Annotated in this window: 10 protein-coding genes; 3 read left to right on the forward strand and 7 right to left on the reverse strand. The window is 58.0% G+C overall.

Translation table 11 applies throughout. The features are described from left to right. Positions 1-464: 464 nt before the first annotated feature. Positions 465-1,604: a GGDEF domain-containing protein gene (locus DR88_RS17980; RefSeq protein WP_004147768.1), complete on the forward strand. Its 1,140-nt coding sequence runs from the start codon at positions 465-467 to the stop codon at positions 1,602-1,604. A gap of 31 nt (positions 1,605-1,635) precedes the next feature. Next, the gene (locus DR88_RS17975) at positions 1,636-2,466 is read left to right on the forward strand and encodes an N-acetylmuramoyl-L-alanine amidase (protein ID WP_004209681.1); all 831 of its coding nucleotides are present in this window, start codon (positions 1,636-1,638) and stop codon (positions 2,464-2,466) included. Here the strand turns inward: DR88_RS17975 and DR88_RS17970 are convergent. The 4 genes from DR88_RS17970 to poxB all read right to left on the reverse strand — a co-directional run bounded on the left by DR88_RS17970 (position 2,463) and on the right by poxB (position 7,775). After that, positions 2,463-3,476 carry a 3-beta-hydroxysteroid dehydrogenase gene (locus DR88_RS17970; protein WP_002896399.1) on the reverse strand — a complete coding sequence of 338 codons (1,014 nt, stop codon included), beginning with the start codon at positions 3,474-3,476 and terminating at the stop codon, positions 2,463-2,465. The two genes, DR88_RS17975 and DR88_RS17970, sit on opposite strands and share 4 nt — an antisense overlap. Before the next feature lie 87 nt (positions 3,477-3,563). After that, a complete protein-coding gene (locus DR88_RS17965) occupies positions 3,564-5,006 on the reverse strand; it encodes an SDR family oxidoreductase (RefSeq protein ID WP_004147769.1) in 1,443 nt (480 codons plus the stop codon). Positions 5,007-5,016: 10 nt separating this feature from the next. Further along, entirely contained in the window at positions 5,017-6,018 is a 1,002-nt protein-coding gene (ltaE, locus tag DR88_RS17960; protein WP_002896404.1) for a low-specificity L-threonine aldolase, read from the reverse strand. A 38-nt stretch (positions 6,019-6,056) separates the two neighbouring features. Beyond that, the gene (gene poxB, locus DR88_RS17955; protein WP_004176700.1) at positions 6,057-7,775 is read right to left on the reverse strand and encodes a ubiquinone-dependent pyruvate dehydrogenase; all 1,719 of its coding nucleotides are present in this window, start codon (positions 7,773-7,775) and stop codon (positions 6,057-6,059) included. 151 nt (positions 7,776-7,926) lie between these two features. Here poxB and DR88_RS17950 point away from each other — a divergent pair, with 151 nt between their 5' ends. Next, entirely contained in the window at positions 7,927-8,361 is a 435-nt protein-coding gene (locus DR88_RS17950) for a DoxX family protein (protein ID WP_025860920.1), read from the forward strand. 207 nt (positions 8,362-8,568) lie between these two features. On the opposite strand, the gene hcr is transcribed toward DR88_RS17950, so the two are convergent. The 3 genes from hcr to DR88_RS17935 all read right to left on the reverse strand — a co-directional run bounded on the left by hcr (position 8,569) and on the right by DR88_RS17935 (position 12,243). Continuing rightward, positions 8,569-9,537: an NADH oxidoreductase gene (gene hcr / locus DR88_RS17945; RefSeq protein WP_004147771.1), complete on the reverse strand. Its 969-nt coding sequence runs from the start codon at positions 9,535-9,537 to the stop codon at positions 8,569-8,571. Between the two features lie 10 nt (positions 9,538-9,547). After that, on the reverse strand, positions 9,548-11,200 hold the full coding sequence (gene hcp / locus DR88_RS17940; protein ID WP_025860922.1) for a hydroxylamine reductase: 1,653 nt from the start codon (positions 11,198-11,200) through the stop codon (positions 9,548-9,550). 143 nt (positions 11,201-11,343) lie between these two features. After that, the gene (locus DR88_RS17935; protein ID WP_004147773.1) at positions 11,344-12,243 is read right to left on the reverse strand and encodes a LysO family transporter; all 900 of its coding nucleotides are present in this window, start codon (positions 12,241-12,243) and stop codon (positions 11,344-11,346) included. Positions 12,244-12,263 lie beyond the last annotated feature (20 nt).

Consider the following 12,263-nt stretch of genomic DNA (forward strand, 5'->3'; position numbering starts at 1 on the left):
GTATATTGCGTATGGACTTTATCAAAAGCTGTTTTGTTAAAATTTCTGCGAAGACGGCATTGGCCGCTTAAAACAATGCTGTACCTGCCACTAAAGCTGCATATTTAATATTCTTAGCCCCTATTGTTTATCTCGCTATCATCATGCTCTTGTTTGCATTCACCAATGAATGATTCAGATTGAACTCACACTGCTTTTTGTAAGCAAAATGCTGCAATTTAATGACGGTTAGTTAACGCTTTTTAGCGAAAAGATGACGTATTTCGCAGTGCTGATGCTTGTTTTTTGAGCCGGTTACCCATCGGGAGCGGACCAGGCTATTTTCTTCGGTCGTTAGCTGAAAATCACCCTGAGAGGCCGGAGCTGAGGGGATAGGGCGCTGACAGACATTCCCGGTAACATGGTTTATCATATAGAAAAGCAGGGGCTGCGCCCATGGTCATGCAGGTCACCAGGGAGTTAAGATGTTAACAAATAAGCGAGAGCGCGCCCGGCAGCAGCGAGCCGCGTTGTGGGCCACCAGAGATAATGTCCAGCGCCATGCGCTGTCCATGAGTATGCCCTGGCTGGCCTTTGTCAATATCGCTTTTGCGTTAATGATTTTCTTCCGCAATTTGATCTTTACCTATTTTGATAAGAGGCTACTGACGCACCGGGCGGTTATTCCTTATATCGAATCGGCGTTGATTGCGGTTATTATCATTTCGGCCATTTTAGTGATTATTGCCCTCACGCCGCGACTGGCGCAGGGACGATATACGTTGAATATCATCACCGGGCTGCTGCTGGCGCTCAGTCTGTGCTGGTCCCTGAGTAATTATTGTTTTATTTTTTTCTGGACCTTGCCCTTTGCCTGGCCGCTGCTGGTGATATTAATGACTACCGGCCTCACCGCGCTGTATCACCATTGGCCCGGCATAACCGCTTTTATGCTGCCGCTGTGGGTGACCGCCTTGCTGGCGGGAATACAGCTCCACTATCACACCGAGATCCGCTTTTTGATCCTCTGGGCCATTTTTACCGCGATTTTGCTGTATGGCCGACGTATTTTGCAGCGCTGGTATGACGAAGCCTGGGATACCCACCAGGAGAATATGCAGCTTATTCAGCGGCTGGAAAGTATCGCCAACCAGGATGCCTTAACCGGAACCGCTAACCGTCGGGCGCTCAATGCTTACCTGGCGGCGATCTGGCAGCAAAAAACGCCGCTGGCGCTGATGATGATCGATGTCGATTATTTTAAGCGCTATAACGATCGCTATGGCCATCAGGCTGGTGATGAGTGCTTATCTTCTGTCGCGCAGGTGCTTAAAATGGCGGTCCGGGCGGAGGGCGATCTGGTGGCTCGCTACGGCGGCGAAGAGTTTGTCGTCGTGTTGCCCGGGGTGTCCTTAGCGCATGCCACCGCTATTGCCGAGCGCATTCAGCAGAAGATCCGCGAGGCAGGCCTACCGCACGCCGCTTCGGCGGTGGCGTCGGAGGTCACCGTGAGTATCGGGATCGTCGCCTCCGATGGCACGGTCCCGATAGAGACGCTGATCGCCCGGGCGGACAGTGCGCTGTATCAGGCGAAAAATAAAGGACGTAATCAATGGTCTTATTAACCCGGAGACGCTGCCGGGCAAGGGAGAAGGGATGAAACGGATGATGCGGATCGTGCTGCTGGCGCTGCTGCTGACCGGCTGCGCTGGGGAAAAGGGCATTATCGATCGCGACGGATACCAGCTGGACACCCGTCATCCGGCGCAGGCTGCCTATCCGCGAATAAAGGTGTTAGTGATCCACTATACGGCTGACAATTTTGATGTCTCGCTGGCCACGTTGACCGATAAAGAGGTCAGCTCCCACTATTTAATTCCTGAACAGCCCCCGCGTTATCAGCATAAACCGCGGATCTGGCAGCTGGTGCCGGAAGAGGATTTAGCCTGGCACGCCGGGGTAAGCTACTGGCGCGGCAGTACGCGCATTAACGATACCTCCATTGGCATTGAGCTGGAGAACCGCGGCTGGCAGAAGACGGCGGGCGTCAAAAGTTTTACCCCCTTTCATCCGGAACAGATTGCGGCTCTGATCCCGCTGGCGCGCGATATCATCGCCCGCTACCACATCGCGCCGCAGAATGTGGTCGCCCATGCGGATATCGCCCCGCAGCGCAAAGACGATCCGGGGCCGTTATTCCCCTGGCAACAGCTGGCGCAGCAGGGGATCGGCGCCTGGCCTGACGAGCAGCGGGTGGCCTTTTATCTGAACGGGCGGCCGGCCAGCGAGCCAGTGGACCCCGAAATCGTACTGGATTTGCTCTCGCGCTATGGCTATCAGGTGACGCCGGAGATGACCCCCGCGCAGAAGAAGCGGGTGATTATCGCCTTCCAGATGCACTTCCGTCCGCAGCGCTGGGATGGGGTAGCGGATGCGCAAACCGAAGCGATAGCCGAGGCGCTGTTAGAAAAATATGGCCAGGGTTAGCGGTGTAGTTTACCGTGGTCGCGAAGCCAGGCGGCGGTGCGCACGATGCCGTCGTCAAGCGTCACCACCGGCTGATAGCCCAGCTCGTCCTGCGCGCGGGTGATATCGAGCGTAAAATCAAAGTTAAGCTTGGAGACGCCGTAGTGGGTAAACGCGGGTTCTTTGGCGGTTTTATCGCCAAAGCGCTCCATGCTGCGGGCGATAATATCCAGCATCGGATAGGGAACTGAGCGGATCCGGCATTTGATACCGAGCTCGTCGATCAATTTCTGCACGATGCTCCGCAAGGTGCGCGGTTCGCCGTTGCTGATATTCCACGCGCGGGCGGAGGGAAGATGATCGCAGGCCGGCTGGCTCGCCAGCCACATCGCATGTACGGCGTTTTCATAATAGGTCATGTCGACCAGCGCGCTGCCGCCGCGCGGGAGCAGGACGCTGCCATAATGCTGCATCATTTGCGCCAGCCGGGGGATAAAGACTTTGTCGTGCGGCCCAAACAGGCTCTGCGGCCGCAGAATGGTAAAACGGGTATGCGGGTTGGCCTGCGCCAGCAGGTTGATCACCTCCTCGCTGGCCGCCTTGCTGCGGGCAAACTCGTTGGCGAAGCGGTGTGGACGGAAATCTTCTTGGATATCACGATGATGGTGATAATCAAAATAGAGCGATGGCGAAGAGATATGGACGAAATTGCGCACTCCCCATGCCACTGACCATTCGCCCAGACGACGGGTGGCGCGGACGTTAGCGAGATCGAAAGCCTGCTGAGTGCCCCATGGCGAGGTAAAGCTGGAGCAGTGCCATAGGGTATCGATACCGGCGAGCATCACTTTAGCCTGCGAAGAGACCAGCTCGGTTAAATCTGCCGGGATGAATTCCGCCCCCATTTTGCTCAGAAGCTTGCCCATCGCTTCGTTGCGCCCGGTCGCTCGCACGCTGATGCCCTTGTTGCGCAGATATTCCACTGCGTTGCGGCCTAATCCGCTGGTCGCACCGGTAACCAGTACCTTCATATCACTCTACTGTCCCAGAAAAGAATTTCGTGCGCATTTTTCCGTGATTCTCCCGACTATGCAATGAGAATCATGAAAGAATAACGCTTATCCTTCGACTCTGCCTGAGATTTGTTCGGCCAGCCGGGCGATGCGTTGCGCCATACCGCGGAAAATAAACAGGTGCGCCGGGATCATCAGCAGCCAGTAGATCAGGCCTGGCATACCGTGCGGGTGCCACCAGGCGCGCACGTCCAGTTCACGACGATCGCCTTTATCGTTAATGGTAAAGCTTAATCGGCCCAGCCCGGGCGCTTTCATACCGAATAGCAGGGTGAGCTGTTTTTCTTCCTCCACGATAATTACCTTCCAGCTGTCGACCGTATCGCCGGTTTGCAGATAAGCGCGCTGCGGCCGCCCTTTGGCCAGCCGGTGGCCGACCAGCAGATCCATCGCGCCGCGGGTTTTCCACAGCAGATTGCCGAAAAAATACCCCTCTTCACCGCCGATTTGGTTAACGACCTGCCACAGGGCCTGGCGGCTTGCCTGAGTGACGACGGTGCAACCTGCCTGCTTCGGATAGTAGCCGTACTCCGGTCGCCAGCGGGCGAAAGCCTGATCGTCGTAGCCCCAGTCGCTGGAGTTTACTAACTGCTCTTCTTCTTTCAGCGTGCGGCGAACCGCCTGATCGAAGGGGATCAGCGTTTGCGGGATCAACGCCCGCAGCGCCCGATCGTCAGCGATTAGATCGTGCTTCAGCCCCTGAATCAGCGCCTTGGCGATGGTCGGCGGCACCGAGGTGATGACATTGAGGAACCACACCGAGATCCAGCGCGTCGGCAGGGGAATGGGAATGAGCGGGCGATGTTTACCGCTGACGGCCATAAAGCGAATGAACTGCTGCTGATAGCTTAACACCTCCGGACCGGCGGCTTCGAAGACGCGGTGCATGTCGGAGGGATGATTCAGCAGCTCAACCAGGTCAACGAGCAGGTTTTCCAGCGCGACAGGGGTGGTACGCGAACGTACCCAGCGCGGAGGGGTTAGCACCGGCAGGTTATAAACCATGTCGCGCATCACCTCGAAGGCGGCGGAGCCGGCGCCGACGATAATCCCGGCCCGCAGCTCGGTCACCGGCACGCCCGACTCACGCAGGAGATCGCCGGTAATCTGACGAGCGCGCAGATGGTCGGACTGCTCCTGCGCCGGGGCCTGCAGCGAACTGAGAAATATCACCTGGCGCACTGATGACTGACGCAGGGCATCGCGCACATACGTCGCCACCCGCCGCTCATGGGCGATAAAATCACCGCCTTCGCCCATGCCGTGGACCAGATAATAAAGGGTATCGATACCGGTGAGTAGCGCAGGCAGGTCCTGCGGTTGATTGAGATCGACTGACCGGCAGGTAACGCCGGGCAAAGCGAGTTTTTGCAATCGGTCGATATGGCGTGCCGCCGCCAGCACTGGATAGCCCCGCGCGCTTAATGCGCGCACTAAATGCTGGCCAATATAGCCGCTGGCGCCGAGCACCAGAACTGATTGCGACACGCCTGACTCCTTAGCGTTGTAAAAAAGCCTGCCAGTGGGCGACCACCTCGCTCAGCTGCTGACGGTTGACATCCAGGTGAGTGACCAGACGGACAACAGGCGAGGCGTTAATCAATACCCCCTGCGCCTGCATAAACTTGCCGAGCGCCGGGGCCTGCTCTTCGCCGACGCGAACGAACAGCATGTTGGTATCGTTACGGGTGACGTCGGCGCCGATAGCGCGCAGCTGCTCCGCCATCCACGCGGCGTTGTCATGATCCTCCTGCAGGCGCTGCACGTTATTTTTCAGCGCGTACAGCCCGGCGGCGGCCAGGATGCCCGCCTGGCGCATCCCGCCACCGACCATTTTCCGCCAGCGGACGGCGCGGCGAATGTACGCCTCGCTGCCGAGCAGCAGCGAGCCTACCGGAGCGCCAAGCCCCTTTGACAGGCAGATGGTGAAGGAGTCGCAGTATTGGGCGATATCGCGTAACTCGCAGCCGTAGGCCACCACGGCGTTAAAGATGCGCGCGCCGTCGACGTGCAGCGCCAGATTGCGCTGGCGGGTAAACGCCCAGGCTTCCTGCAGATAGTCGCGCGGCAGCACCTTACCGTTATGGGTGTTTTCCAGGCTCAGCAGGCGGGTGGGGGCAAAATGGATATCGTCGGGTTTGATTTTCGCCGCCACTTTATCCAGCGGCAGCGAACCATCCGCCGCGGCGTCGATCGGCTGCGGCTGAATACTGCCGAGGACCGCCGCGCCGCCGGCTTCGTACAGATAGTTATGCGCCCCCTGGCCGACGATATACTCTTCGCCGCGCTGGCAATGGCTGAGCAGGCCAACGAGATTGGCCTGGGTGCCGGTGGGTAGAAATAGCGCCGCTTCTTTGCCGGCCAGGTCGGCGGCATAGCGCTGCAGTTCATTGACGGTAGGGTCGTCGCCATACACATCGTCCCCGACCGGGGCGGCCATCATGGCCTCCAGCATGGCGCGCCCGGGACGGGTAACGGTATCACTGCGTAAATCGATCACGGCTTTTCCTTGGTCTGGTTCAACGTATTGCTTCTGTTTTACCTGAGCCAGTTGGTTTTCGCCAGTTCGATGACCTCATCGCCGCGCCCGCTGATGATCGCCCGCAGCATATACAGGCTAAAGCCTTTGGCCTGCTCCAGCTTGATCTGCGGCGGGATCGCCAGTTCCTCTTTGGCGACGACGACGTCGACCAGCACCGGACCGTCGGTGCGGAAGGCGGTCTGCAGCGCTTCATCCACCTCGGAGGCTTTTTCAACGCGTATACCTTTGATACCACAGGCCTCGGCGATGCGGGCGAAGTTGGTATCGTGGAGCTCCGTACCGTCGGTGAGATAGCCCCCGGCCTTCATTTCCATCGCCACGAAGCCCAGCACGCTGTTGTTAAAGATGACAATCTTCACCGGCAGCTTCATCTGCGCCAGCGACAGAAAATCGCCCATCAGCATGCTGAACCCGCCGTCGCCGCACATGGCCACTACCTGCCGCTCCGGCGCAGTGGCCTTGGCGCCGATGGCCTGCGGCATGGCGTTGGCCATTGAGCCGTGGTTGAACGAGCCCAGCAGGCGGCGTTTACCATTCATTTTGAGATAGCGTGCCGCCCAGACGGTCGGGGTGCCGACATCACAGGTGAAAATGGCATCTTCATCGGCAAAATGACTGATCTGCTGCGCCAGATATTGCGGGTGAATGGCTTTATCGCTGGGTTTAGCCAGATCGTCGAGCCCTTTTCGCGCGTCGCGATAGTGCTCCAGCGCCTTATCGAGGAAGTGGCGATCGGTTTTCTCTTCCAGCAGCGGCAGCAGCGCCTTCAGCGTCGATTTAATATCGCCCACCAGCGCCATGTCGACCTTACTGTGTGCGCCGATGCTGCCGGGGTTGATGTCGATCTGGATAATTTTCGCGTCAGTTGGGTAGAAGGCGCGATAGGGGAACTGGGTGCCCAGCAGGATCAGGGTATCGGCGTTCATCATGGTGTGGAAGCCAGAAGAGAAGCCAATCAGCCCGGTCATGCCCACATCGTACGGGTTGTCGTACTCCACGTGCTCTTTGCCGCGCAGGGCGTGGACGATGGGGGCTTTAATTTTGGCTGCGAACTCCACCAGTTCCTGGTGGGCGCCGGCGCAACCGCTGCCGCACATGAGCGCGATATTGCTGGAGTAGCGAATAAGCTGCGCCAGCTTGCGCAGCTCTTCTTCCGCCGGGGTGACCGTCGGCAGCGGCGCATGATACCAGTGGCTGCTGGCGCTTTCCGGGGCGGCCTTCAGCGCCACATCGCCGGGTAGCACCACCACCGAGACGCCGCGGTTAATCACTGCCTTACGCATCGCCACTGCCAGCACCTGCGGGATCTGCTCCGGCGTGGAGACCAGTTCGCAGTAATGGCTGCACTCGCGGAACAGCTCCTGAGGATGGGTTTCCTGAAAATAGCCGCTGCCGATTTCGCTGGATGGGATGTGGGCGGCGATGGCCAGCACCGGGACATGGTTGCGATGACAGTCAAACAAACCGTTAATCAGATGCAGGTTGCCCGGTCCGCAGGAGCCGGCGCAGACCGCCAGCTCGCCGGTCAGCTGCGCTTCCGCGCCAGCGGCGAAAGCGGCGACCTCTTCGTGCCGGGTGGGCATCCAGTCGATGGTGCCCATGCGGTTAAGGCTATCGCTCAATCCATTGAGGGAATCTCCGGTGACGCCCCAGATACGTTTCACGCCGGCCTGTTCCAGCGTTTTGGCAATGTATGCCGCCACGGTCTGTTTCATGATCTCCATCTCCTTTTTTTGATAACGCCTTCAAGCTTAGATGAAACTAACCGCAATGTAACCGATTACCCCTGATTTTTTGCTGGTTTTATTCCTCTCCGGCTGCGCATACTCTGGAAGTACACAGGATGCAAAACAGGATGCACATCAAATGGTTAAAGGATTGTTAAACACAGTAAATCGCAGGCTGTCGCATGATGACGCCGGTAAACTCTTGTTACGACTTGCCGTCGGCGGCTTAATGCTTTTCCATGGAATCCATAAGCTGATAGATGGTGTGGATGGCATTAGCGGGATGCTGGCGGCGCAGGGATTGCCCGGGTTTATCGCCTACGGTGTGCTGGTGGGGGAAGGGGTCGCTCCCTGCTTGTTAATTCTCGGCGTCCTGACCCGCCCGGCGGCGTTGGTGCTGGCGTTCACCATGGTGGTGGCGTGGCTGATGGTCGGCTTAGATAAGACGTTTGCGCTTGATGCGGTGGGAGCGTGGGCCATTGAGAATCTGGTCTATTTCTTTGTTGGCGCACTGGCGATTGCGCTACTCGGCGCGGGGCGTTATTCGCTGGCCGGTCAGTCGGCCTGGCGGTAAAAATGCCTCATTCGTCCTGGGGCGTAAAGTCGATACTGTTGGCGATTTGCAATTTTTTCAGTCCGGGAAAGCGTTTATCTCATGTCGCCTGAGCGTTTATTGTCGCCAGGGATTTTCCCGGAGGCGGCGCATTGCGCCTTCTCCGGGCTACCAAATCGCACAGCGCTGTAGCCCCGGTAAGCGGTAGCGCCACCGGGGATTTTGACCTCAGGCGAGAACCAGATCGCTCTGCGGATGACAGGAGCAGGCCAGCACATAGCCGTCGGCGATTTCGGCGTCGGTCAGCGTCATGGTGCTGGTGACGCTGTACTTCCCGGAAACCACTTTGGTTTTGCAGCAGCCGCAGACGCCGGCGCGGCAGGCGACGGTCACCGGCACTTTATTGCTCTCCAGCGCGTCGAGCAGCGTAGTGCCCACCGGCGCGTAAAACTCGCGCGCCGGCTGCAGTTTAGTAAATTTCAGCCCGCTGGTGGCGGCCTCAGCCACCGGGGTGAAGAATTTTTCCTTAAAGAAGCGGGTGACGCCCAGGGCGGCAACATCCTGCTCGACCTTCTCCATATAAGGCGCCGGGCCGCAGGTCATCACGGTGCGGCTGGCTAAATCCGGCACGCTCTGCAGCAGCTCCCGGGTCAGACGGCCGGCGACAAAACCGTGCGTCGCGTTGTGCTCCGCTACCAGGGTGACCGGGTAGTTGCGCCACTCTTCGGCAAAGATTACATCTTCCGGCGAACGCACGTTATAAATCACCTGTACGTCGGCCTGCGGTCGATGCTTAGCCAGCCAGCGGCGCATCGCCATGATCGGTGTCACGCCGCAACCGGCGGCCAGCAGCAGGAATTTATCTTCCGCTTTATCGTCGCAGGTAAACTCGCCCATCGCATCGGACAGCCAAAGGTAATCGCCGCGTTTGACCTCGCGGGTCAACCACTGCGAACCCGTACCCTCGTCAATACGGCGAACGGTCAGCGTAATGTATTCGCTGACCCCCGGCGTCGAGGAGAGGGTATAGGCGCGCAGCGTTTCCGCCGAGTTACGCACGCTAACCAGAGCGTACTGGCCAGCGCGGTACGGATAGTAATCGTGGCACAGCAGCGAAAGGGTCCACACGTCCGGGGTTTCCTGGTGAATGTGGTGAACCTGCATCCGCCACGGGCACTGGGAGGTTGGCATAGTCATCAGGGACTCCTTAAGCGCTCAGCAGCTGCTGCATATCTTGTTCCACGGTGGTCACGGAACGCAGACCAAACTTCTCATTGAGGACCGCCAGCAGATCCGGGGTGAAGAAACCAGGCGCCGTCGGACCGGTGACGATGTTTTTCACACCCAGCGACAGCAGCGTCAGCAGGATGACGATCGCTTTCTGTTCGAACCAGGAGAGCACCAGCGACAGTGGCAGATCGTTGACGCCACAGCCCAGTTTCTCCGCCAGCGTGACCGCCAGAATAATCGCCGAGTAAGCGTCATTACACTGCCCGGCGTCGACCAGGCGCGGCAGCCCTTCGATATCGCCAAAGTCCAGTTTGTTGAAGCGGTATTTACCACAGGCCAGGGTCAGGATCAGGCAGTCATCCGGCACGCTGGTGGCGAAATCGGTGAAGTAGTTACGCTCCCCGCGGGCGCCGTCGCAGCCGCCGACGAGGAAGATATGGCGCAGTTTTTCACGACTGACCAGATCGATCAGCGTATCCGCCGCGCCAAGCAGGGTCTGACGGCCAAAGCCGACGGTGATCAGATGCGGGATTTCGCTGTACGGGAAGCCCGCCATCTGCTGCGCCTGGGCAATGACCGGGGAGAAGTCTTCACCTTCCAGATGGTTCACACCCGGCCAGCCGACGATGCTGCGAGTCCAGATGCGATCGTCGTAGGCGCCGACGGTCGGGTCGATGATGCAGTTAGAGGTCATCACGATGGGGCCCGGGAAGCGGGCGAACTCCACCTGCTGGTTTTGCCAGCCGCTGCCGTAGTTGCCAATCAGATGTTTGAATTTACGCAGCTCCGGATAGCCGTGAGCCGGCAGCATTTCGCCATGAGTATAGACGTTGACGCCGGTGCCTTCCGTCTGCTCCAGCAGGTTATACAGATCCTTCAGATCGTGGCCGGAGATCAGGATGCACTTCCCTTTGGTGGCTTTAACGTTGACCTGAGTCGGCGTCGGATGGCCGTATTTGGTCGTTTCACCGGCGTCGAGGATACTCATCACTTTGAAGTTCATCTGGCCGATTTCCATCGAACATTCGAGCAGCGCATTCATATCTGCAGGCCAGGTGCCCAGCCATGCCATGATTTTATGGTACTGGGCATAGATAGCGTTGTCGTACTGGCCGAGCACGTGGGCGTGCTCCATATAGGCCGCCGCACCCTTCAGACCGTACAGGCACAGCAGGCGCAGACCTAGAATATTCTCGCCGATGGCGGCTTTATCTTTATTCGGGGTATAGTCCGCCGCCTGACGCTGCAGGTCGCCCAGATCGTCGCTGACCAGCTGCAGGTCGGCGACCGGGCTGTCGACCGCGGCGCTGGCATCGATCGCCAGGCATTGCGCTTTCAGCGCCTCACGCAGGGCAATTGCCTGGCGGGCGTAGCCGACGATGCGCGGGGAATCGAAGTTAACGTTAGTCAGGGTGGAGAAGAAGGCGCGGGGGGCAAAGCTGTCGACCTGATGATCGATAATGCCATATTCGCGCGCTTTAAGCGCCCAGGCGGACAGGCCTTGCAGTGACGCAATCAGCAGATCCTGCAGGTCCGAGGTTTCCGCTGTTTTACCGCACATCCCCTGCGCGTAAGAGCAGCCGTTGCCGGCTGGGGTACGAATGGTTTGTTCACATTGCACACAAAACATGGTCACACCTTTAAAGTTATATTTGATATACATGTTTAAGGTTATGCCGCGCGGCAACGGGTGAAAAGGTATTTCTAAGACAACTTAAAGGGAGATTGATTTAGCGCAAATTTGGCGGCAGGAGGGCTGCCGCCAACGGGTGCTCAGGCGGTAAAAAAGGCGATCAGGATCGGGACCAGCAAACTAAGCAGAAAACCGTGCACGATGGCGGCAGGGACGATTTCGACGCCGCCGGAACGCTGCAGTACCGGTAAGGTGAAGTCCATCGAGGTGGCGCCGCACAGCCCCAGCGCCGTGGAGCGGCTGCGGCGAATAAGGCCCGGAATTAACATGATGGCCAGCAGCTCGCGACAGAGATCGTTAAAGAACGCCGCGCTACCGATGACCGGGCCAAAGGATTCGGTGAGTAAAATACCGGAGAGCGAATACCAGCCGAAACCGCTGGCCATTGCCAGACCGGTCTTTAACGGCAGACCGAGAATAAAGGCGTTAAGTATCCCGCCGAGTAATGAACTGGCCGTAACCACCACGGCGACGATCATTCCCCGGCGGTTAAGGACTATTTGTCGCAGACTCATTCCATTATTGCGTAATTGGATACCAACGAGGAACAGGAGAAAAATCAACGTATATTCGCTGGCTTCTGTCGCGTGCTGTAAAAAAGGCAGTCTGGTCAGACCGAGCAGAAAACCGAGCACGACCACACCGCACAGCTGCAGCGATTCCAGGGCCATGGCCAGGCGCGAGGGTAATTTCTCCTGACGATGCTGACTGCGCCATGGCATTTTACTTTCCAGCCACAGCAGTGCGGCGATATTACACAGTAAAATGATAACCACGCTCACCGCGGCGTAATGCAATATTGCCAGCAGGTTGCTGGCCAGATTGTCGAGGAACGCCAGGCTGATACCCATAAAAAAAAGGATTACATAGACAATCCAGCTGAGCATGCGGTTTATCAGCTTTAGCGCGGAGGAGTGACGAAGAGGCAGTAAATAGCCGACGACCAGCGGCAACAGAATAATAAAGAGTCCCGAAAACATGAACGATGCAGCCCTTGCAT

It is taken from the genome of Klebsiella pneumoniae (assembly GCF_000742135.1).
In the GTDB taxonomy this organism is placed as follows: Bacteria; Pseudomonadota; Gammaproteobacteria; order Enterobacterales; family Enterobacteriaceae; genus Klebsiella; species Klebsiella pneumoniae.

Excerpts from the sequence above, each read along its gene's own strand:
- poxB (WP_004176700.1), bottom strand. The coding sequence starts at position 7,775 with ATGAAACAGACCGTGGCGGCATACATTGCCAAAACGCTGGAACAGGCC.
- DR88_RS17935 (WP_004147773.1), bottom strand. The coding sequence starts at position 12,243 with ATGTTTTCGGGACTCTTTATTATTCTGTTGCCGCTGGTCGTCGGCTAT.
- hcp (WP_025860922.1), bottom strand. The coding sequence starts at position 11,200 with ATGTTTTGTGTGCAATGTGAACAAACCATTCGTACCCCAGCCGGCAAC.
- hcr (WP_004147771.1), bottom strand. The coding sequence starts at position 9,537 with ATGACTATGCCAACCTCCCAGTGCCCGTGGCGGATGCAGGTTCACCAC.
- DR88_RS17975 (WP_004209681.1), top strand. The coding sequence starts at position 1,636 with ATGAAACGGATGATGCGGATCGTGCTGCTGGCGCTGCTGCTGACCGGC.
- DR88_RS17980 (WP_004147768.1), top strand. The coding sequence starts at position 465 with ATGTTAACAAATAAGCGAGAGCGCGCCCGGCAGCAGCGAGCCGCGTTG.
- DR88_RS17970 (WP_002896399.1), bottom strand. The coding sequence starts at position 3,476 with ATGAAGGTACTGGTTACCGGTGCGACCAGCGGATTAGGCCGCAACGCA.
- DR88_RS17950 (WP_025860920.1), top strand. The coding sequence starts at position 7,927 with ATGGTTAAAGGATTGTTAAACACAGTAAATCGCAGGCTGTCGCATGAT.